This window comes from Halolamina sp. CBA1230, from assembly GCF_002025255.2.
Classification (GTDB): Archaea; Halobacteriota; Halobacteria; order Halobacteriales; family Haloferacaceae; genus Halolamina.
The window spans coordinates 1,556,363-1,575,877 of sequence record NZ_CP054587.1; the positions used below are offsets into that span (position 1 = coordinate 1,556,363).

Genomic DNA, 19,515 nt, shown 5'->3' on the forward strand with positions numbered 1-19,515 from the left:
CCGCGGACCAAACCACGGTCCGCGCCCTTTTTAGCCACAGACCGAACACCGGACTCCATGACCGGCCCGTGGGCGGAGTGGGACCACGTCCTGAAGGTGGACCCCGACAAGGAGCTACGTGAAGGCGAGACGTTCGAGGACGTCGCCGCGACGGGCACCGACGCCCTCGAGATCGGCGGCACGATGGACGTGACCAGCGAGAAGATGCAGCGGGTCGTCGACGCCTGCGCGGCCCACGACGTGCCGATCTACCAGGAGCCCTCCAACCCCGGCGTGGTGATCGAGCACGACGCGCTCGATGGCTACCTCGTCCCCACGGTGCTCAACGCGGGCGACCCGTTCTGGATCACCGGCGCCCACAAGGAGTGGGCCCGGATCGACGACGACCTCGACTGGCCCAACACCCACACCGAGGCGTACGTCGTGCTCAACCCCGAGGCCTCCGTCGCGGCGTACACCGACGCCGACTGCGACCTGACGGCCGAGGACGTGGCGGCGTACGCGGGCGTCGCCGAGCGCATGTTCGGGCAGGATATCGTCTACCTCGAGTACTCGGGCACCTACGGCGACCCGGAGACCGTCGCGGCCGCGGCCGAGGAACTCGACGACGCGACGCTGTTCTACGGCGGCGGGATCCACGACTACGAGAGCGCCCGGGGGATGGGCGAACACGCCGACACGGTCGTCGTCGGCGACCTCCTCCACGACGAGGGCGTCGACGCGGTGGCGGAGACCGTCGACGGCGCGAAAGAGGCCTAGGTATCCCACTCCGTCAGCGAGAGCCGGGAGCGCTCGCCGTCGAACGCGACGTACCAGTCGTCCGGGTAGGGTTCCGGGAGCGTCGGCTCGTCGGCCAACCGCTCGCGCAGCGCCGCGGGCGTGTCCGATCGCGGCTCGCACGCGCCGTAAACGTCGCCGCGCGCCTCGCGAAGGATCTCCAGTTGGGGTTCGGGCGCGTCCGAGAGGTCGACGAGGTACTCCTCGACGAGGTGTGATCGAAACGTCGCCTCGTCGGCGGCGACGCGTTCGGCCGCGATGTCATAGGTGATCCGCTGGACCGTGTCGGTCCGCTCGTCGGCGACGTCGACGCGGACCGTCTTCCCCTCCCACTCGACCCACGACGTCCCCCCGACCAGCACCGAGCCGTCGCCGCCGTCGGGGTACGGCGCTGGGAACTCGTTCACCTCGAACCCCTCGGGTGGGTGGCCGTCCGGCGGCGGCGCCACGATCAGGAACGCCCGGCGGTCGTTCTCGGGGAGCGCCTCGAACCGGACACCCTTGGTGCCGGCAGCAGTTTTCTGCTCCAGATGCCAGTCGACGGAGAACGCGAACGCCGGGACGTCGACGCTGTCGACGGTGCGCTGGCGCACGCGGTACACCGCCCCGTCGTGGGGGACGAGCGTCGGTTCCGTGAACGGCGCGGCGCGGTAGACGGTCACCCGCGGGTCGTCGCCCTCGATCGCCTCGGCCGCGATCCGCCGCTGGCGACGGACCACCCGCCCGCCGAGTTCGGCGAACGGGTCGAACTGGTGGAGTTCGACGTTGACCCCCGAGTCACAGCTCCCGCTGACGACGCTGAGACAGCCGCCGGTCAGGAGCGAGGCCGCAAGCGATAGCGTGCCGCGTCGGTGGAGGGACATGAATCGGGTAACGAAACGCCGTTACTATACCTCTTTCCGTTGGCCGCGGCGGCGGCGCGCTGGGCCGGCTCCGCCCCAGAAACGCGGCGTTTAAAGACGCCCCGAGCGAACGCTCGCCCATGCAGGATCGAACTTACGCGACGGACGTGGACGCCGGCGAGTCGGCCACGGTGGCCGGCTGGGTCCACGAGATCCGTGACCTGGGCGGCATCGCCTTCCTCATCCTCCGGGACAAGAGCGGCAAACTCCAGATCAAACTCGAAAAGGACGAGATGGACGACCAGCTGGTCGAGACCGGCCTCGACGTCCACCGCGAGTCGGTGATCACGGTCACCGGCGACGTGAAGGAAGAACCGCGGGCACCGACCGGCTTCGAGCTCGTCCCCGAGTCGATCGACGTGATCTCGGAGGCCGACCCCGAACTCCCGCTCGACCCCTCCGGCAAGGTCGACGCCGAGCTCCCGACGCGACTCGACAACCGGACGCTCGACCTTCGCAAGCCCGAGGTCAAGGCGATCTTCGAGATCCGCGCAGAGGTCATGCGCGCCGCCCGGGAGACGTTCCGCGACCTGAACGCAACGGAGATCAACACGCCGAAGATCGTCGCCACCGGCACCGAGGGTGGGACGGAGCTGTTCCCGATCACCTACTTCGGCGAGGAGGCCTTCATGAACCAGAGCCCGCAGCTGTTCAAGCAGCTGATGGCCGGCTCCGGCCTCGAGACCGTCTTCGAGATCGGCCCGATCTTCCGCGCCGAGGAGCACAACACCCCCCGCCACCTGAACGAGGCGACCTCGATCGACTTCGAGTCGGCCTTCGCGGACCACCACGAGGCGATGGACGCCGCCGAGGAGATCGTGGTCTCGGTGTACGAGGCTGTCGCGGAGAACTGCGAGGAGCAGCTCGACCTGCTCGGCTACGAGGAGTTCGACGTGCCGGCGGGCGACTTCCCGCGGCTGAGCTACGAGGAGGCGATCGAGCGCGTCAACGCCACCGGCGAGCTCGACGAGCAGCTCGTGTTCGGCGACGACCTCTCGACGGAGGCCGAGCGCGCGCTGGGCGACGACGTCGGGACGTTCTACTTCATCACCGGCTGGCCCAGCGAGATCAAGCCGTTCTACATCAAGGACCAGGACGACGACGACTCGCTCTCGACGGGGTTCGACATGATGCACCCCCGGATGGAGCTGGTGTCGGGCGGCCAGCGTGAGCACCGCCACGAGAAGCTGGTCGAGGGGTTCGAGCAGCAGGGGCTCGACCCCGAGCAGTTCGAGTACTACACGAAGATGTTCAAGTACGGGATGCCGCCCCACGCCGGCTGGGGGATGGGTGGCGAGCGGCTCGTGATGACGATGCTCGGGCTGGAGAACATCCGGGAGGCCGTCCTGTTCCCGCGGGACCGGCAGCGTCTGAGTCCGTAGGACGAAGACCTGGCGAGACGCGAGACGAAGTCTCGCGGAACCGGCAGCGACTGAGCCCCTAGGGCGAGGGAGCAACTGTCGAGCGGGAGTCAGAGGAACGAGCGAAGCGAGTCTCTCGTGTTCCCGCAGGATCGTCAACGTCTGGCGGAACAGTAGATGGTAGCGCGAGTCCGTTGCTCAGTTTCGACTCCAGATCGACGCATTCGGGTTCGGTAAGTAGCTACTGCGTCTGTATCAATATCGGGGTCAACGCCTGGTCCTCACGAACACACTAAGCTCGGCAAAAGCTGCCGTGATTACTTTTGCTCATCAACTATCTGGCTCCCGAGTGCTGCCCCAATACCACCGCCCAAGACGGCGAAAAGGATACCGCCCGGCACACCAAACAGAAGTAACCCCCCTACTAAGCCGAACAGAAGGAAGAACAGGAACGGGACTGGGTGAAAGTTCACATTTTCACCCCTTTATCTTAGAATCAAAATTGTTTTGATTCGGTTCACTGTACTAACCGCTACGCCAACCCTCTATATTCAGCCGTAATTCTTCGGAACCCTTTGCGCGAAGAAACCCTGACCAACGGCTTGTACGGCGGAGAACCACCTGTCGGCGGGACGAACGAACTGAGGCGAGAGTACGTCCCGGTTTCTCTCGAGTTTCGGCGGAACACCCACAACCCCAAGCGTCGCCGACTACTCCGTGTCGGCGGCGTCGACGTCCGTCTCGGCGATCTCCTCGTCGACCTCGTCGGAGTCGTCGTCCTGGTAGTACTCCTCGGTCACCGTCACCCGGGCGCGCTTGATCCGGGTCGTTTCGACCTCTTCGACGCGGATGCGGACGCCGTCGTACTCGATCGTCTCGTCCTCCTCGACCAGGCGGCCGGCGCGGTTGAAGATGAACCCCGCGAGCGTCTCGAACTCCTCGCCCTCCGGGAGTTCGAGGCCCAACGCCTCGTTCACTTCGTCGATGTTGACCTCGCCGCGGATGAGGGCGGTGTCGTCGTCGAGGAACTCGATCGCCTCCTCCTCGTCGCCCTCCAGGATGTCGCCGACGATCTCCTCGACCATGTCCTCCAGCGTGATCAGCCCCTCCGTGGTGCCGAACTCGTCGATCACGATCACCATCTGGAGGCGGTTGTCCTGGATCTCCTGGAGCAGTTCGTCGACGTTCTTCGACTCGGGGACGTGGAGGGTCGGCCGGACGACATCCTCGAGCTGGGGCTCGCCCTCGCCGTAGTGGGCTGCCCGCACCAGATCCCGAACGTTGACGATCCCGATGATGTTGTCGAGGTTCCCCTCGTAGACGGGGATGCGCTCGTGGTCGGACTGGACACACTCCTCGATCGCCTCCTCGACGGTGGCGTCCTTCGGGACCGCGGTCATGTCCAGCCGCGGGGTCATCACCTCCTTGGCGATGGTCCGGTTGAACCGGAAGATGCGCTGGAGCATCTCCCGTTCCTCCTCGTCGATGACGCCCTCGCGCTCCCCGGTCTGGATCATGTTCTGGATCTCGTCACGGGTGACGTAGGACTCCTCGATCGCCGAGCCGCCGCCGGTGATGCGGTTGATCACCTGCGTGAGGTAGTCGAACACGACGATCAGCGGGAGCAGCCCGCGCTCGGCCCACTTCAGCGGCCGGGCGATGCGCAGCGACCACGACTCGGTGTTCTCGACGGCGTAGGATTTCGGCGCGCTCTCGCCGAACAGCAGCACGACCGTCGTGATACCGAACGTCGCCGCCAGCACGGCCTGCCCGTCCGCGAGGTAGAAGCTGAACAGCCACGTCGCGATCGAGGACATCGCGACGTTGGCGATGTTGTTCCCGACGAGGATCGTCACCAGCAGCCGGTGGGGGTCGTCGAGGAGGCTCTGAACCATGTTCGCGCCGGGAACGCCCTCCTCGACGAGCGAGTCGACCCGGTGGCTCTCGAGCCCGAACATCGCGATCTCCGACGAGGAGAAGAAGGCGGAGAACCCGATGAGGACGGCGATCATCGTGACACCGAACACCGTCTTGACCTCGATGGACAGCTGTCCGAGTGCCGGTAGCTGCAGAACGCCCCTGCTAAGAGCGGGGATGACCGTGGGAAGCAAGCCCATTTCCCGTCGGGATAATCGGCCATCCGGATTAAGCGTTCCCCTCCCGGTCGATATACGTTAGTTTCGGCCGGGCGCGTCCCGACCCGTGCCGTCGCCGACGACTTTAGGCGCCGGGCGCGCCAACGAGCAGGTATGTCCGAGGACCCACCGATCACGCTCTACCGGCTCCAGGCCTGCCCGTACTGCGAGCGGGTGGTGCGGACGCTGGACGAGTACGGCCTCGACTACCGCTCCCGGTTCGTCGAGCCGATGCACTCCGACCGGAACGTGGTCAAGCGGCTCAGCGGGAAGCGCTCGGTGCCCGCCATCGTCGACGAGAACACGGGGCTCACGATGTCCGAATCGGGCAACATCGTCGAGTACCTCGAGAAGACCTACGGGGGTGAGGCCTGATGCCCGACTTCGACGTCGTCGACCTGCCCGGGACCGACCACGTCGAGGAAGGTGACACCGCCCCCGACTTCACCCGACCGCTGGTGAACGAGGAGTACTGGGAGGACCGCTCGCTCTCCTCGCTGACCGAGGACGGGCCAGTCCTACTCGTCGCTCATCCGATGGACGGCGCGTTCCCGTCGACGTACGTCTGGAACGAGATCGACGACCGCGAGTGGGCCGACGCGGTCGACGTGGTGGGACTGTCGATCTCCACCCCCTACGAGCACAGATCCCTGCTCGCCGAACGCGGCGCGGACGCACGGCTGTTCTCGGACCCCGGCGCCGGCGTCGCCGCGCAGTACGGCATCGAACACGATCTCGACGGGATGGCCGGCGTCACCGAGCACCGGCCCGCCGTCTTCCTGCTCGACGAGGACCGCACCGTCGAGTACGCGTGGGTCGCCAGCGAGTGGCCCGACTTCCCCGAGTACGACGAGATCGAGGCCGCGATCGAGGAGCTGTAACCGACGGCGTCGACCGGTCGCCTTTTTCCTCGCCGCTCCCCGACTCCAGCTATGCGCGACGACCTCGTTCAGGCCACCAGCATGCTCGCGATGGGCGAGCTGGTGGTGTACCCGACCGACACCGTCTACGGGCTCGGCGCCGACGCCATCGCCGCCGACGCCGTCGAGCGCGTGTACGATCTCAAGGGCCGCTCGCGGGACGACCCGCTCTCGATGGCGGTGCCCGACGTCGAGGAGGCGCTCGAACACGTCACCGCGACCGAGCGCGAGGAGCAGTTCATGCGGGCGTTCCTCCCCGGTCCCGTCACGGTCGTGCTCGAACGCCAGGGCCACGTCCCGGACGTGCTCACCGCCGGGAAGGAGCGGGTCGGGATCCGCATCCCGGACCACGAGCTCGCGCTCGAACTGCTCTCCGAGTTCGCGCCGATCACCGCCACCAGCGCGAACCGCAGCGGCGAACCCAACGCTACCCACCCCGACGACCTCGACGACGCGATCCGCGAGGGCGTCGGCGCGGTCGTCGACGGCGGGGAGCTCCCGGGCGGCGAGAGCACGGTCGTCGACCCCGGGAACGACGAGATCCACCGCCGCGGCCGGCGGGCCGACGAGGTCGAGCAGTGGCTGGCCGAGCACTGATTCCGCGTCAGAGCCCGAGTAGCGACTTGAGCGACCGCGTTCTCACCCCGCAGGCCTCGCGGTACTCACAGGGCTCACATTTCGTGTCGTCGTCGAGCCGCGGCGGCGGCCCGTCGAGCGTCTCGACGGTCCAGAGCAGTTCGCGATAGCGTGCCTTCTTCCGGGTGGTGAGCCGGACCGGCCGCACGACACCGACGGCGGGGTACTCCACGAGCCCACGCGGGACCTCGCGGCCGCGCTCCCACGCGAGCGCCTTCGCCAGCGCGACCGCGCGGACCGACTGGGGTTCCCAGACGCCCTCCGGCGGCGGAACGCCACCGGAGACGAACACAGGAGTCGGCGGTGTTGGATCGTCAGCGCCGTCGTCGCCGGCGAGCAGTTTGTGGGCGACGCCGCGGCAGTCCTTCCCCGTCAGGAGCGCGTCGCGCTCGGTAGGGTCGACGAGACGGTCCCACAGGTCGTCGGCCGCGAGCGCGTCGAGGTTCCCGCGGTACTCTGCGGGTTCGACCGCGATCGGGCGGCTCTCGAGCGCCGCGTCGTTCGCGCCCCGGAGTTCGGGGTAGCGGAAGGCGAGATCGCGGCGTGCTTCGACCTCGTCCGGCGGCCCGCGGTCGTCCGACTGGCGGGCGTAGTAGAGCTGGCGGGGGCAGTACGCGGCGCGGGCGAGGTCGCTGGCGGCGACGAGGGACACGGGCACGGTGGTCCCATTATCCAACTTAATATTTTGTTGGTGGTAATCAGTAATGTCAAATTGTGATCTTTCTCCGCGTGAACGCGGAGGAGTCTCGAGGGGTCCTATCATCGTGCCGAAATGCAAATGAGTCGCTCTCACGAAACACGGCCTATGATGGACACGGTTTCACGTCTTCGCAGGAGCCGTGCCGCGACCCTCGTCGCCGCGGTGCTTTTCACCGCCGCGGGCGGCTACGTGGCGTTCGGAGCCACCAGCCAGCTACAGCTGGCGGCCGGTATCGTGTTCGTGATCGTCGGTTTGCTCGGCCTCTACAACGGGCTGGCCGGCGAGAGCGTGGTGAAAACGCTCCGGCGAGTCGTTTGAGGGGAGCGAACTCTCGCTGCCCCAGCCGAACGGGTCGCAGGGGACAACTCCCCCCTGCCGAGTGGCGTCGGAAGTGCCCGTCTACGACCGGACCACCTCCGAGGGGGGCTTCGCATTATCGACCGCTGGGGCGACGGTGTCAGCCGAGTCTCGTTTCCCGAGGCGGAGATCCGACGCGCGAGTCACGCCGCCGACAACCGCTGCCCCGAGATCGCCGCTTGAAAACTGGCTACAGCTGGGTGTTTGTCTCGATGTCCTCGGCGGCCTCCTCCAGCCCGGACTCGCGGGCGTCGGCGGCGTGGCTGTCACGGAGATCCGCGTCGGTCAGCAGTTCGGCGAACTCGTCGGCGAAGCGGCCGTTCGCGCGGGTCGAGCGCAGGTCGGCCTCGATCACCTGTGAGTAGTGGTCGACCGTCTCCGCGTCCGCGTCCAGCCGGTCGACGCGCTCCTCGAGCGGCACGTCGGCGACGATCAGCTCCCGGAGCTCGTCCATCGCGAACGGGGCGTCGCGGTCCGTCTCCCGGGTCAGATGGAGATCCATCCGCGCGTCGAACACCGTCCCCTCGTCGACCGCCAGCGCCTCGGCGATCTCGGCGTCGCTCTCGTCGGCGAAAAAGCGCGTCACCACCCGGACGAGCGCGTCGTCGTCGAGCGTCGAGCGGAACTCGTAGCGCTCGTGCATCCGCTCGATCAGCTCCCGGACCCGCGCCTCGGCCTCCTCGGCCGGGACCGTGTCGGCGAGGTCGCCCCGGTCCTCCGCCTGGTCCTCGGTCACCTCCTCGGCACCCGTGGTCTCGACGAACAGGTCCCGGAGCTCCTCGGTTTGTTCGTCCATAGTGCCGAACAGACGTGCTACGGGCGAATAAGGGTTTGGTAGCGCACGGGAGCCCGTCCGTAAACCGTAGCGTTAACATCGGTTTACGAGAACCGTCGGCCGTGTCAACAGCAACCGACTCCGTCGACCTCGTCGGCGACGACGTCGTCGTCAACCTCGTCCGCGCGGCCCTGCTGGCGGCGCTGATGGGCGCGTTCGCGTTCGTCTCGTTCCCCAACCCACTGAGCCCGAGCGTCCCGGTCACCGCGCAGGTGCTGGGCGTGTTCCTCGCGGGGATCTATCTCGGCCCCGCGTGGGGCGGGTTCGCGATGGTACTGTACGTGCTGGCCGGGGTGCTCGGCGCGCCCGTGTTCTCCGGCGCCAGCGCCGGACTCGGGGAGCTATTCGGTCCGACCGGCGGCTACCTGCTCTCCTACCCGTTCGCGGCCGCGCTGATCGGCGTGATCGTCCACGGCGTCGACGGCCTCGTCGATCCCCAAACCGTCTCGCTGCCGCGGCTGGCGGGCGCGATGGCCGTCGGCACCGTGGTGATCTACGGGTTCGGTGTCCCCGTCTACTGGTACTACCTCGACACCAGCTTCGTCGCCGCCGTCTTCGCCGCGGGCGTCGCGTTCGTCCCCGCCGAACTGGTGAAGATGGCCGCCGCGGTCGGGATCGTCCGCTCCGACGAGGTGCAGGCGACCTGACGTGCTCGAACTCGACGGCCTGACCCACGAGTACGGCGACGCCCGCGCGCTCGACTCCGTCTCGCTCACGATCCCGGACGGGCAGTTCCTCGTGCTCTGTGGCGCCAACGGCTCGGGGAAGTCGACGCTCGTCCGCCACCTGAACGGGCTGCTCGAACCGGATGCGGGCCGCGTGCTCGTCGACGGGACCGAGACGACCGAGGACCCCGTCGCCGCCCGCACGACGGTCGGGATGGCGTTCCAGGAGCCACGCGACCAGTTCGTCGCCGCGACCGTCGGCGGCGACGTGCGCTTCGGCCCGGAGAACCTCGGCCTCGACCACACGGAGATCGACCGCCGGGCTGAGGAAGCGCTCGCCGCGGTCGGTCTCGACGGCCGCAAAGACGACCGGATCGAGACGCTCTCGGGCGGCGAACGCGAGCGCCTCGCGGTCGCGGGCGCGCTGGCGATGGAGCCCAGCTACCTCGTGCTGGACGAGCCGTTCACCGGGCTCGATTCACCCGCATGCGACCGGCTACTCGATCACCTCCGGGATCTCCACGCCGCCGGCACGGGGCTGATCGTGGTCACCCACGACCTCCGGGACCTGCTCGCCGACGCCGAGCGCGTGGTCTGTCTCACCGATGGCGACGTGGTCGTCGACGACGACCCGGCGGCCGCTGTGGACGCGCTTCCCGAGTACGGCGTTCGCGTGCCCGAGACGGTCACGGGCACGGCCGACTGATGCTCCGCTACGAACCCGGCGACTCGCTCGCTCACCGCCTCGACCCCCGGACGAAGCTGGCGCTCCAGCTCACCTTCGCCGTCGCTGCGTTCGCCCACACCGACCCGTGGGGGCTGGCGGCGCTGACCGGCGTGACCGGGCTGGCGCTCGCGAGCGCGCGGCTCTCCCCCGTCTCGGTGCTGTGGGGGTACCGCTTCCTCTTCCCGCTGCTCGCCGCGGCGGTGCTGTTCGAGTTGGTGAACCTCGGCCCGCCGTGGATCGACACCGCGGCCGCGGTCGACCCCCTGCTCGCGAGCTACCGGACGCTGCTGATCGTCGCCTTCGCAGCCGGGTACGTTCGGACGACGTCGGCCCGCGAGTCCCGCGCGGCGGTGCAGTGGGCGATCCCGGGGAAGCCGGGGCGACTGCTGGGCGCGGGCGTCGGACTGGTGTTCCGGTTCCTCCCGCTGCTCCGCCGGGACGTGTCGGCGATCCGGGACGCCGAGCGGGCGCGGCTGGGCGACGAGCGACCGACACGGGAGCGGCTCCGGACCGTCGGTGCAGCGGGGCTCAACCGGGCGTTCGCGCGAGCCGATCGGCTGGCGATGGCGCTCTCGGCGCGGTGTTTCTCGTGGAACGCGACGCTGCCGCGGATCGCGTTCGGTCGAGTAGACGCGGTGGGGCTGGTGGTGGCGGTCGGGTTGGTCGTGTCCGTGTTCGGTTAGTTGCGAGGACTGGATGGGTAGCGGATCGCGGACGGCGACAGTACCACCGCGGCTGCTGTCGGCGCGAAGCGCGAGTCCCTCCGTGGACGAGCAGGTGCGAGGGATGAGCGAACGGACGTGAGCGAATCGGTTGGGGAGGCCTGAGGGCTGTGCGGGGCGGTGCGGTCGCAAGTGGTCTACGAACGAGTTGCTGTTGCCGTCGCCGTTGCGGTTGCGAACGGTCGAACTGCTGTTGCCGTCGTCGTTGCAGTTGCCACCGACCGAGCCACGGTCACGAGCGGGCGCCGTCAGTCGGCACCGTTTTGCCGACGGCGTCGCAGGGTACAGGGTATGATCGCACAGACGCGCGAGACGTTCTGGACGATTTCGCCGACGGGGAAGGCGGCCTTCTACTTCCTCGCGGCGGCGGCGATCCTGGTGTTCGCCGTCGGCGTCTACGAGCGGTTCCGGCGCTACACGCGGGCGAAGGAGGACCCGTTCCCGCGGCTCGATGATCTGCCACAGCGTGTCGTCGACGCGGCGGCGACCGTGCTCTCGAACCGGCAGCAGTTCGACCGGGACACCTACGCCGGCGTGATGCACGCGTTCATCATGTGGGGGTTCCTGACGCTGCTGATCGGGACGACGATCCTCGGGTTCGACATCGACGTGTACCGCGTCGTCACCGGCTCCTCCTTCTTCAAGGGCGACTTCTACCTCGCGTACTCGCTGGTGATGGACGCGATGGGGCTGCTGTTCGTCGTCGGCGTCGGGATGGCCATCTACAAGCGCTACGCCCGGCGTGACGGCCGCCTCTGGGGCAAGCACACGAACCTTGAGGACGACGCGTTCGTCTGGACCCTCTTTGCACTGGGTGTCGGCGGCTACGTGCTCGAGGGGCTGCGCATCCGCGCGACGGGGTTCCCGGAGTTCGAGACGGTCAGTTTCGTCGGCTACTTCGTCGCGATGGTGATCGAGGCGGTCGGCATCGACGCCGGCGGCGCGCAGGCGCTCTACTGGTGGGGCTGGTGGTCCCACTCGCTGCTCGCCTTCGGCTTCGTCGCCTTTGTCCCGTACGCCAAGCCGTTCCACATGATCTCGAGTTTCGCGAACGTCGTCGTCAGCGACGACAAGGCGGGCGCTCGCCTCCCCTCGGTTCCCGCGGACCTCGACGCCGACACCGGCGCCGAGTCCATCGACTCCTTCACCTGGAGCGAGACGCTGGATCAGGACGCCTGCACGAAATGTGGGCGCTGTTCGTCGGTCTGTCCGGCAAACGCCGCCGGGCGGAACCTCGACCCGCGTGACGTGATCCTCGACCTGAAGAGCTACCGCGAGGAGGTCGACGCCGGCGGCGAGGAGGTCGACATCATCGCCGACGGCGGCGAGTCCGTCATCGACGCGGAGACGATGGAGTCCTGTCTCTCCTGTATGGCGTGTATGGACGCCTGTCCGGTCGACATCGAGCACCTCACCTCGTTCACGCGGATGAACCGCGAACTGGTCGACTCCGGGGAGGTCAGCCCCGAACTCCAAGACGTCTTCCAGGACGTGATGCAGAAGGGGAACACGTTCGGCAACCCCAACCGCAAGCGCGGCGACTGGTCGGACGAACTCGAGTTCGACGTCACCGACGCCCGCGAGGAGGAGGTGGAGTACCTCTGGTACGTCGGCGACTACCCGAGCTTCGACGACCGGAACAAGAAAGTCGCCCGCGCGCTGGCCCGGGTGTTCGAGGCCGCGGACGTGAGCTACGGCATCCTGTTCGACGACGAGAAACACGACGGCAACGACATCCGCCGGGTCGGCGAGGAGTTCCTCTACCTCGAACTCGCGGGCCACCACGTCGAGTCCTTCGAGGAGTGTGAGTTCGAACACATCGTCTGTACGGACCCCCACTCGTTCAACACGATCAAAAACGAGTACCCCGAGATCGACTACGCGGAGTTCGCCGACGACCCCGTGATGCCGTTCGACTACGACGAGGAGTGGAACGCCGACGGCGAGATCGGCGTGTTCCACTGGACGCAAGTGGTCTCTGATCTGGTGGACGCCGGCCGCCTGGACCTCTCGGGTGCCGACCTCGACTACACCGTCACCTACCACGACCCCTGCCACCTCGGCCGGTACAACGGCGAGTACGAGGCGCCGCGCTCGCTGATCGAGGCGACGGGCTGTGAGCTCCACGAGATGCCCCGCAGCCACGACGACTCGTTCTGCTGTGGCGGCGGCGGCGGCGGGCTCTGGATGGAGTTCGACGACGAGCCCAAACCCAGCGAGGAGCGCCTGCGCGAGGGGATCGAGGACACCGCCGCGGGCGACGCGATCGAGAAGTTCGTCGTCGCCTGCCCGATGTGTACGACGATGTTCGAGGACGGCCGCAAGACCGGCGGGTTCGAGGACGACCTCGAGATCGTCGACGTGGCCGAACTGCTGGAGGAGGCGCTGGACGAGCAGGGCGCGCTGGCGTCGGTCGGCGCCGACGACGGGTCAGCACCGGCGAGCGCGGACTGAGTCGCGTTCCCGAACGAGACCGCCTCACGCCCCGCACCACACGCGTTTTACCCCTCCACCGACAAACCCGTCCATGACCGACCCCGGTTCGCTCTCCGTCACCATCGTCGACGGCTACGTCGACGAGCCGGCCCACTTCGGGGTGCCCCCCTACATCTCCACCTACCCCCGGTTCACCGCGGGCGCGCTCGTCGACGCCGGCGTCCCCGCCGAGAACGTCACCTACCACACGATCGACGAGCTCCGCGAGGATCGGATGAAGTGGGGCGACGTGTCGACCGCCGACCTGTTCATCTACGTCGGCGGGATGACCGTCCCCGGCTCCTACGTCGGCGGCACGCCCGCCGAGCCCGACGAGGTGAAGGAGCTCGCCTGGACCGCCGACGGAACCACGCTGCTCGGCGGGCCCGTCCGCTTCGGCGTCGGCGAGGAGAACGCCGGCGCCCAGGAGATGGAGCGCAAGGACCTCGACTACGAGTTCGTCGCGAAAGGCGACATCGAGGCCGCGGCGTACGACTTCGTGGACTCCGGGCTGGAGGGGTTCAACGACCGGATGCGCGACAACGACGAGCTCGACCGTTGGGCCGCCAAAGGCGCCTTCGTCGTCGAACAGCACCCCAACCACCCGGAGTACCTGATCGCGGAGATGGAGACCTCGCGGGGCTGTGCGTACCGCTGCTCGTTCTGTACGGAACCGCTGTACGGCGACCCCGCGTTCCGGACGCCGGCATCGGTCGTCGACGAGGTGGACCGACTCTCGAACCACGGCGTCGAACACTTCCGCCTCGGCCGGCAGGCCGACATCCTCGCGTTCGGCGGCGACGGCGAGGCACCCAACCCGGACGCCCTCCGGGAACTCTACGGCGGAATCCGCGAGGTGGCGCCCGATCTCCAGACGCTCCACCTCGACAACATGAACCCCGTGACGATCACGGACTACCCCGAGGCGTCGAAGGAGGCGATCGAGATCATCGCCGAGCACAACACGCCCGGGGACACGGCCGCGTTCGGCCTCGAGAGCGCCGACCCCGTCGTGCAGGAGCAGAACAACCTCCTCGTGACGGCCGACGAGTGTCTGGAGGCCGTTCGCGTGGTGAACGAGGCTGGGGGGTGGCGCCCGGACGAGAACCGCCTGCCGAAGCTCCTGCCGGGGATCAACCTCGTCCACGGCCTCGAGGGCGAGCGCCCGGAGACGTACGACCACAACCGTCGCTTTTTGCGGCAGGTGTACGACGAGGGGTTGATGCTCCGCCGGATCAACATCCGGCAGGTGATGGCCTTTGCCGGCACGGAGATGAGCGAGACGGGCGCGGAGATCGCCGAGGAGCACAAGGAGCAGTTCCAGGAGTACAAACGCGAGGTGCGCGAGCAGGTGGACAACCCGATGCTCCAGCGCGTGGTGCCGCCGGGGACGGTGCTGCCGAACGTGTATCTGGAGTACCACGAGAACGGGACGACGTTCGGCCGCCAACTCGGGACGTACCCGCTGCTCGTGGGCATCCCGGGCGAGCGCGAACTCGACCGCGCGATCGACGTCGCGATCGTCGACCACGGGTATCGATCGGTGACGGGCGTGCCGTACCCGCTGGACGTGAACGCGGCGTCGATGGACGAGCTCGCGGCGATCCCCGGTGTGAACGACAGTCGCGCGGGGGATATCGTCGTCTCGCGGCCGTACGACTCGGTTTCGGAGGTGGATGCGGTGGCGGACGTGGATCTCTCGCCGTTCGCGACGGCGGGGGACGTGGATATCGACTTGACGCGGACGCCCGATGTCGGTGGACGCGCGGACTGAGTTCGGGGATTCTTGCTTTCTGGTGGTGACGTCGGCGACGGCGACGGGAGTTCGATCGTTGGCAACTGCAACGGTGGCGGCAACAGCATCTCAATCGTTGGCAACCGCAACGGCGACAGCAACAGCATCTCGTTCGTAGACCACTTGCGACCGCACCGCCCCGCACAGCCCACAGACCTCCCCAGCCGACTCCCTCCCTCGTTTCACTCGGTCAGTCGTCCTCCGAGAGAGCAAGCTCTCTCGTGCCCTCGCTCGCGTTGCTCGCGAGGACCTCGCGCGCTCGTTCGCGCAGGGACGCGCTCACGTCGCGCGCCACAGCTGTCGCAGTGTGGTAGCGGTGGACGCCTCGCGCTCGCCAGCGGTCGGCGAGCGCGGGGGGAGGGGTGGGGACTCCGGGCTGTGCCGGGCCTCGTGCCCGGCACTTCGCGGTCACAAGTGGTCATGCTTCGAGATGCTGGTGCTGTCGCGGTTGCGGTCCCAGAACCTGACAACCGAACCCCCGCTCGTCACCCAACCAACCACACCACCTAATCGCCCGAGCCCGAGGAACATTTACGCCCACCACCGAAACCCCGACCCATGCACGTCGAACGCGTTTCCGTCCCCGTCGAGACCCGCGCGCCGACGGGGGCGACCAACGCCTACGTCGTCGGCGATTCACCCGCGCTCCTCGTCGACCCCGCCGGCCGAACCGACGAACTCGACGCCCTCGTCACCGAACACGAGATCGACACCATCGCCGTCACCCACACCCACCCCGACCACGTCGGCGCCGTCGCCGACTACGCCGCCGAAACCGGCGCCGAGGTGCTCGCCCGCCGCCCCGACCGCTTCCGGGACGCGACCGGCGTCGATCCCGACCGAGAGATCTCGGAGGGGTCGGTGATTCGAACCGGCACCGGCCCGACAAAAGTACTCGACACCCCCGGCCACGCCGTCGATCACGTCGCGTTCGACCTCGGCGACGGGACCGTCCTCCCTGGCGACCTCGCGGTCGCGGAGGGCAGCGTCGTCGTCGGCGCGCCGGAGGGCGACATGCGGGCGTACCTCACGTCGCTCCGCCGGCTGTGGGCCCGCGATCCCGACCGACTGCTGCCCGGGCACGGGCCCGTCATCGACGACGAGCCGACCCCGCGAGAGACCCTCGAACGGCTGATCCGCCACCGCCTCGACCGCGAGCAGTCCGTCCTGGCGGCAGTTCAGAATGGTGCGACCGACCTCGATTCGGTCGTCGACGCCGCCTACGAGAAGGACGTCTCCGGCGTCCGCGACCTCGCCCGGGCGACCGTGCAGGCCCACGTCGAGAAGCTGGCCGTGGAGGGCCGGGTGACGTGGGAGCCCGAGACGGGACGGGTCGCGCCCGCGTGACGGGTTCCCGACTGCGCGGCGACGACGTTTTCCCGTCCGCTCCCCGAGTTCGTCCGTGTCCCTGACCGACGAGCTCGAACGCGCCCGCGAGCTCGACACCGCCGAACTCGCCGACGCCATCGAGTCGATCGGCTTCGAGTGCACGCGCTGTGGCGCCTGTTGTACACGTGAGGAGACCGAGGACGGCGACACCGAACCCCACACGGCGACGGTGTTCCCCGACGAGGTCCGGACCCTCCAGGAAGCCGGCGACGAGGACCGGGAGTGGCGCGACGTCGCCCGACCGATGCCGTACGGGCTCGACGACGGCGAGGGCGAGACGTTCGAGTGGGCGCTCCAGACCGACGCCTGCGGCGACTGTGTGTTCTACGAGGAGGAAGACGGGCTGGGCGCCTGCACGGTCCACCCGGACCGGCCGCTGATCTGTGAGACGTACCCCTTCAGCGTCGCGCTCGACGGCACCGCCGAGCCGGCCGGCGACCCCGTCGACTCTGAGGGGATCGTCCGTGCCCACGAGTGCGAGGGGCTGGGCCGGGATATCTCGCGGGAGCACGCCGAGGAGCTCGCTGAATCGCTCAAGGAGCGGGCCATCCGGGAGCTCGAAGAGGCCATCTCGCTCCGGGAGCAGTACGAACCCGTCGGTGCCGACGGGGAGATCGTCGTCCACGACTCCGAAGGGGCGAAACAGCCCGACGGAACGCCGATCGACGGCGGCGACTGACCGTCGGCCGTCGGGACCGTGATAGCGGTACACATATTACGCAGGGACGACTGGTCGTAGCCGAGTCTCAGCTATGGAAATCTCCGACGAACTACTCTGTCTGTTCAGCGCGACGGTGCGCGAGGAAGGCGATCGGTACGTCGTCGAAGTGCCCAAACGCGAGGTCGAGCGTGGCTCCCTCTCCGCGGGCGACACCTACCGCGTCGCCCTGATCGACGGCGACGCCGCCGACGGCGACACGACGGCGACGACATCGACCAACGCCGCGACGGGCGAGGGCGAGCCCCAGCCACCCGTCGAGAAGGGGGAGGTGCGCTACGTCGAGGTCGAGGATATCGGCAAGCAGGGCGACGGGATCGCCCGTGTCGAGCGGGGCTACGTGATCATCGTCCCGGGCGCCGACGTGGGCGAGCGAGTGAAGATCGAGGTGACCGAGGTGAAGTCGAACTTCGCGGTCGGCGAGATCATCGAGGAGTAGCTACACTTCCGCGTTCCACCAGGAGACCGAGCAGAGCTTCTCACCCAGCGAGGAGCCGCCGATCGCGGTGTCGAGCTTGCGGAACTGCCCCGCCATCGCGTCGGGGATCTTCCGATAGAAGCCGTAGGGGAGCACGAAGTCGTGCTCGGCGTCGGCGAGCTCGAGATCAGCGGAGTGGAGCAGGTCGTGAACCTCGTCCCGGCCGTAGAGATGCGACCCCATCGGGAGCAGTCGGTTGTACAGCACGCGCGTGCTGAAATCGTTGAACGTGTCGAAAAACACCTGTTCCTTCGAGACGCGAGCCATCTCCGCCATGAACTTCCGGGGGGTGGGCGCGAGGTGGAAAAATCGCATCGCGACCACCGCGTCGAAGTGGTCGTCGGGGAAGGGGAGCCGTGCGGCGTCGCCGCGCATGAACTCCACGTGGTCGGCGACGCCGGCCTGGTGGGCCTTCGCGCGGCCCTGGGCCAGCATCGCATCCGAGATGTCCAGTCCGACGATGTCCGCGCCGCGCTCGGCCAGCATCACCGTAAAGCGGCCGGTGCCGCAGGCGATCTCCAGTACGCTCCGATCCTCGACGGGGCCGACCGCGTCGAGCACCGCCTGCTTCTCACGGCGGTCGATCAGGCGGCCGCCGCGGGAGAACCGCTTCGCGTCGTACTCCTCGGCGACGTCGTCGGCCTGGTACCACTCCTTTCCCTTCACGCTACCGGGAGTCGCAGGCCGAGCACTAAAACCGTACTGCTTGGCGGACTGCTGGCGCCGTCCCGCCGAGCGGCTGGGCTACGGAACACGCTGGTGGCGCCGGTAGCAGTAGTAGCCCAGTAGCGGCGTGGAGAGCAGGCTCAACGGGAGGACCTGCGTCGCGACGAGATGGAGGAGGCCGACCGCGCCGACGGCGTACCGGTTCGGCGACCACCAGCCACGGTCGGCGAGCGCCCGGGCGTCCATGAACGTCGAGACGGCGACGAGACCCCCGAAGAGGATCGCGAGCCACGAGCCGGCGACGGTCAGCAGGAAGGCGGCGATCCCGGCCAGCGCGTCCGCCTCGGAGAACGATCCGGACGAGGTCAGGGCGACGAACGCCCACATCCCCCCGACGGCGACGAGGCCGAGGAGCAGGGGGAGAGGGAAGAGGTAGACGCCGTACCGCCAGTTAGTGTCGGTGGAGGGGGACACGTGTCGACCGACGACCCGTCACAGTAACAACGTTTCGGCGGAGCGGTCCGTTCGCGGCGTGGACTCGACGCCACCGCCCAGCGCCCGTCAAGCGTCGTTCTGCCCGTCGAGGTACTCGTTCACCAGCGTCGGGATCAGAACGCCGACGCCGAGGACGACCGCCGCAGACTGCCACTGTGCAAGCGTCGTGACCGCGTTCAGCCCGTACAGGAGGGCGATCGCGAGCGCGATACAGACGGCGATAATCGTGTTCTCGCGGGAGACCATACCCGACGTTGACCGTCCGATCGGAAAGAAGCTACCGGGAGCCTACCCGCTGGTCGTGATCCGGTCCGTGGGGATCTTGATCAGCACGCGCGGGCCGGACTCCTCGCCGTGGTGTGGGTACTCATCGACGTCGAAGTAGCGCCGCGCGAGTTCGTCGATATGTTCTTTGGCCCCCTCCTCGGTGAGTTCGGCCTCGCCACGGACCGCGACGTAGCGGTAGGGGTCCTCGGGGTCACAGACCGAGAGCCCGACCTTGGGGTTGTGGCGGACGTTCTTCTCCTTCCGGCGGCCGCGGGCGGTGTTGACCAGCACGTACTCCTGGTCCTCGTGGTCGACCCAGACCGGCGTGACGTGGGGGAACCCGTCGGGGCCGACCGTCGAGAAGTGGGCGAACGACTCGGACTCGAAGATGTCGACGTGGGAGTCAGGTATCACGTTCGGGGGATGGCGCGGGGGCGACGTAAGCGTTCGCCCGGTCGCAGCCGACCACGTTTTAAGGTTCGGCCGGGTGAAGAA

The 19,515-nt window shown here is 68.1% G+C and carries 22 protein-coding genes; 14 read left to right on the plus strand and 8 right to left on the minus strand.

Annotated features, from left to right (window positions below; genetic code table 11):
* The first annotated feature begins 57 nt into the window (after window positions 1-57).
* On the plus strand, window positions 58-759 hold the full coding sequence (locus B4589_RS08105) for a phosphoglycerol geranylgeranyltransferase (RefSeq protein ID WP_079233794.1): 702 nt from the start codon (window positions 58-60) through the stop codon (window positions 757-759).
* Here B4589_RS08105 and B4589_RS08110 read toward each other — a convergent pair.
* Window positions 756-1,640, minus strand: a complete 885-nt coding sequence (locus B4589_RS08110) for a hypothetical protein (protein WP_079233795.1) — start codon at window positions 1,638-1,640, stop codon at window positions 756-758. The genes B4589_RS08105 and B4589_RS08110 overlap by 4 nt on opposite strands.
* Before the next feature lie 119 nt (window positions 1,641-1,759).
* Here B4589_RS08110 and aspS point away from each other — a divergent pair, with 119 nt between their 5' ends.
* Window positions 1,760-3,061: an aspartate--tRNA(Asn) ligase gene (gene aspS / locus B4589_RS08115; protein WP_079233796.1), complete on the plus strand. Its 1,302-nt coding sequence runs from the start codon at window positions 1,760-1,762 to the stop codon at window positions 3,059-3,061.
* Window positions 3,062-3,750: 689 nt separating this feature from the next.
* Here the strand turns inward: aspS and B4589_RS08120 are convergent.
* Window positions 3,751-5,157 carry a hemolysin family protein gene (locus B4589_RS08120; protein WP_079233797.1) on the minus strand — a complete coding sequence of 469 codons (1,407 nt, stop codon included), beginning with the start codon at window positions 5,155-5,157 and terminating at the stop codon, window positions 3,751-3,753.
* 132 nt (window positions 5,158-5,289) lie between these two features.
* On the opposite strand from B4589_RS08120, the gene B4589_RS08125 reads away from it, so the two are divergent.
* Genes B4589_RS08125 through B4589_RS08135 form a run of 3 tightly spaced genes read left to right on the plus strand, consistent with a single transcriptional unit; the run spans window position 5,290 to window position 6,692 of the window.
* Complete coding sequence (locus B4589_RS08125) at window positions 5,290-5,550, plus strand: glutathione S-transferase N-terminal domain-containing protein (protein ID WP_079233798.1); 261 nt, start codon at window positions 5,290-5,292, stop codon at window positions 5,548-5,550.
* The gene (locus B4589_RS08130) at window positions 5,550-6,056 is read left to right on the plus strand and encodes a redoxin domain-containing protein (RefSeq protein WP_079233799.1); all 507 of its coding nucleotides are present in this window, start codon (window positions 5,550-5,552) and stop codon (window positions 6,054-6,056) included. Before B4589_RS08125 ends, B4589_RS08130 begins: the two co-directional genes overlap by 1 nt.
* 51 nt (window positions 6,057-6,107) lie before the next feature.
* Window positions 6,108-6,692, plus strand: a complete 585-nt coding sequence (locus tag B4589_RS08135) for an L-threonylcarbamoyladenylate synthase (RefSeq protein WP_079233800.1) — start codon at window positions 6,108-6,110, stop codon at window positions 6,690-6,692.
* A 7-nt stretch (window positions 6,693-6,699) separates the two neighbouring features.
* Here B4589_RS08135 and B4589_RS08140 read toward each other — a convergent pair whose 3' ends face one another.
* Complete coding sequence (locus B4589_RS08140) at window positions 6,700-7,383, minus strand: hypothetical protein (protein ID WP_394353837.1); 684 nt, start codon at window positions 7,381-7,383, stop codon at window positions 6,700-6,702.
* 153 nt (window positions 7,384-7,536) lie between these two features.
* On the opposite strand from B4589_RS08140, the gene B4589_RS08145 reads away from it, so the two are divergent.
* Window positions 7,537-7,749: a hypothetical protein gene (locus tag B4589_RS08145; RefSeq protein ID WP_079233802.1), complete on the plus strand. Its 213-nt coding sequence runs from the start codon at window positions 7,537-7,539 to the stop codon at window positions 7,747-7,749.
* 229 nt (window positions 7,750-7,978) lie between these two features.
* Here B4589_RS08145 and B4589_RS08150 read toward each other — a convergent pair whose 3' ends face one another.
* Entirely contained in the window at window positions 7,979-8,584 is a 606-nt protein-coding gene (locus B4589_RS08150; RefSeq protein ID WP_079233803.1) for a conditioned medium-induced protein 4, read from the minus strand.
* 101 nt (window positions 8,585-8,685) lie between these two features.
* Between B4589_RS08150 and B4589_RS08155 the strand changes: the two genes are divergently transcribed.
* The 8 genes from B4589_RS08155 (at window position 8,686) to B4589_RS08190 (ending at window position 17,553) form a co-directional block, all read left to right on the plus strand.
* Window positions 8,686-9,270, plus strand: coding sequence for a biotin transporter BioY (locus B4589_RS08155; protein WP_079233804.1), 585 nt, complete (start codon window positions 8,686-8,688; stop codon window positions 9,268-9,270).
* 1 nt (window position 9,271) lies between these two features.
* The gene (locus B4589_RS08160) at window positions 9,272-9,994 is read left to right on the plus strand and encodes an energy-coupling factor ABC transporter ATP-binding protein (protein ID WP_079233805.1); all 723 of its coding nucleotides are present in this window, start codon (window positions 9,272-9,274) and stop codon (window positions 9,992-9,994) included.
* Window positions 9,994-10,698, plus strand: coding sequence for an energy-coupling factor transporter transmembrane protein EcfT (locus tag B4589_RS08165; protein ID WP_079233806.1), 705 nt, complete (start codon window positions 9,994-9,996; stop codon window positions 10,696-10,698). The genes B4589_RS08160 and B4589_RS08165 overlap by 1 nt, the downstream gene beginning before the upstream one ends.
* Window positions 10,699-11,028: 330 nt before the next feature.
* On the plus strand, window positions 11,029-13,191 hold the full coding sequence (locus B4589_RS08170; protein WP_079233807.1) for a (Fe-S)-binding protein: 2,163 nt from the start codon (window positions 11,029-11,031) through the stop codon (window positions 13,189-13,191).
* 73 nt (window positions 13,192-13,264) lie between these two features.
* Window positions 13,265-14,986, plus strand: a complete 1,722-nt coding sequence (locus B4589_RS08175) for a radical SAM protein (RefSeq protein WP_079233808.1) — start codon at window positions 13,265-13,267, stop codon at window positions 14,984-14,986.
* A 579-nt stretch (window positions 14,987-15,565) separates the two neighbouring features.
* Window positions 15,566-16,354: an MBL fold metallo-hydrolase gene (locus tag B4589_RS08180; RefSeq protein ID WP_079233809.1), complete on the plus strand. Its 789-nt coding sequence runs from the start codon at window positions 15,566-15,568 to the stop codon at window positions 16,352-16,354.
* A 55-nt stretch (window positions 16,355-16,409) separates the two neighbouring features.
* Window positions 16,410-17,075: a YkgJ family cysteine cluster protein gene (locus tag B4589_RS08185; protein WP_079233810.1), complete on the plus strand. Its 666-nt coding sequence runs from the start codon at window positions 16,410-16,412 to the stop codon at window positions 17,073-17,075.
* A gap of 73 nt (window positions 17,076-17,148) precedes the next feature.
* Window positions 17,149-17,553, plus strand: coding sequence for a TRAM domain-containing protein (locus tag B4589_RS08190; protein ID WP_079233811.1), 405 nt, complete (start codon window positions 17,149-17,151; stop codon window positions 17,551-17,553).
* On the opposite strand, the gene B4589_RS08195 is transcribed toward B4589_RS08190, so the two are convergent.
* From B4589_RS08195 to B4589_RS08210, 4 genes are all read right to left on the minus strand, one after another.
* Window positions 17,554-18,258, minus strand: a complete 705-nt coding sequence (locus B4589_RS08195) for a class I SAM-dependent methyltransferase (RefSeq protein WP_079233812.1) — start codon at window positions 18,256-18,258, stop codon at window positions 17,554-17,556.
* 78 nt (window positions 18,259-18,336) lie between these two features.
* Window positions 18,337-18,732, minus strand: coding sequence for a hypothetical protein (locus tag B4589_RS08200; RefSeq protein WP_079233813.1), 396 nt, complete (start codon window positions 18,730-18,732; stop codon window positions 18,337-18,339).
* Between the two features lie 87 nt (window positions 18,733-18,819).
* A complete protein-coding gene (locus B4589_RS08205; protein WP_079233814.1) occupies window positions 18,820-18,999 on the minus strand; it encodes a hypothetical protein in 180 nt (59 codons plus the stop codon).
* Between the two features lie 42 nt (window positions 19,000-19,041).
* Window positions 19,042-19,434, minus strand: a complete 393-nt coding sequence (locus B4589_RS08210) for a pyridoxamine 5'-phosphate oxidase family protein (protein ID WP_079233815.1) — start codon at window positions 19,432-19,434, stop codon at window positions 19,042-19,044.
* Window positions 19,435-19,515 lie beyond the last annotated feature (81 nt).

What these genes read in the sequence shown, in the direction of transcription:
- B4589_RS08105 (WP_079233794.1), top strand. Translation starts at nt 58, where the DNA reads ATGACCGGCCCGTGGGCGGAGTGGGACCACGTCCTGAAGGTGGACCCC.
- B4589_RS08110 (WP_079233795.1), bottom strand. Translation starts at nt 1,640, where the DNA reads ATGTCCCTCCACCGACGCGGCACGCTATCGCTTGCGGCCTCGCTCCTG.
- aspS (WP_079233796.1), top strand. Translation starts at nt 1,760, where the DNA reads ATGCAGGATCGAACTTACGCGACGGACGTGGACGCCGGCGAGTCGGCC.
- B4589_RS08120 (WP_079233797.1), bottom strand. Translation starts at nt 5,157, where the DNA reads ATGGGCTTGCTTCCCACGGTCATCCCCGCTCTTAGCAGGGGCGTTCTG.
- B4589_RS08125 (WP_079233798.1), top strand. Translation starts at nt 5,290, where the DNA reads ATGTCCGAGGACCCACCGATCACGCTCTACCGGCTCCAGGCCTGCCCG.
- B4589_RS08130 (WP_079233799.1), top strand. Translation starts at nt 5,550, where the DNA reads ATGCCCGACTTCGACGTCGTCGACCTGCCCGGGACCGACCACGTCGAG.
- B4589_RS08135 (WP_079233800.1), top strand. Translation starts at nt 6,108, where the DNA reads ATGCGCGACGACCTCGTTCAGGCCACCAGCATGCTCGCGATGGGCGAG.
- B4589_RS08145 (WP_079233802.1), top strand. Translation starts at nt 7,537, where the DNA reads ATGATGGACACGGTTTCACGTCTTCGCAGGAGCCGTGCCGCGACCCTC.
- B4589_RS08150 (WP_079233803.1), bottom strand. Translation starts at nt 8,584, where the DNA reads ATGGACGAACAAACCGAGGAGCTCCGGGACCTGTTCGTCGAGACCACG.
- B4589_RS08165 (WP_079233806.1), top strand. Translation starts at nt 9,994, where the DNA reads ATGCTCCGCTACGAACCCGGCGACTCGCTCGCTCACCGCCTCGACCCC.
- B4589_RS08170 (WP_079233807.1), top strand. Translation starts at nt 11,029, where the DNA reads ATGATCGCACAGACGCGCGAGACGTTCTGGACGATTTCGCCGACGGGG.
- B4589_RS08175 (WP_079233808.1), top strand. Translation starts at nt 13,265, where the DNA reads ATGACCGACCCCGGTTCGCTCTCCGTCACCATCGTCGACGGCTACGTC.
- B4589_RS08180 (WP_079233809.1), top strand. Translation starts at nt 15,566, where the DNA reads ATGCACGTCGAACGCGTTTCCGTCCCCGTCGAGACCCGCGCGCCGACG.
- B4589_RS08190 (WP_079233811.1), top strand. Translation starts at nt 17,149, where the DNA reads ATGGAAATCTCCGACGAACTACTCTGTCTGTTCAGCGCGACGGTGCGC.
- B4589_RS08205 (WP_079233814.1), bottom strand. Translation starts at nt 18,999, where the DNA reads ATGGTCTCCCGCGAGAACACGATTATCGCCGTCTGTATCGCGCTCGCG.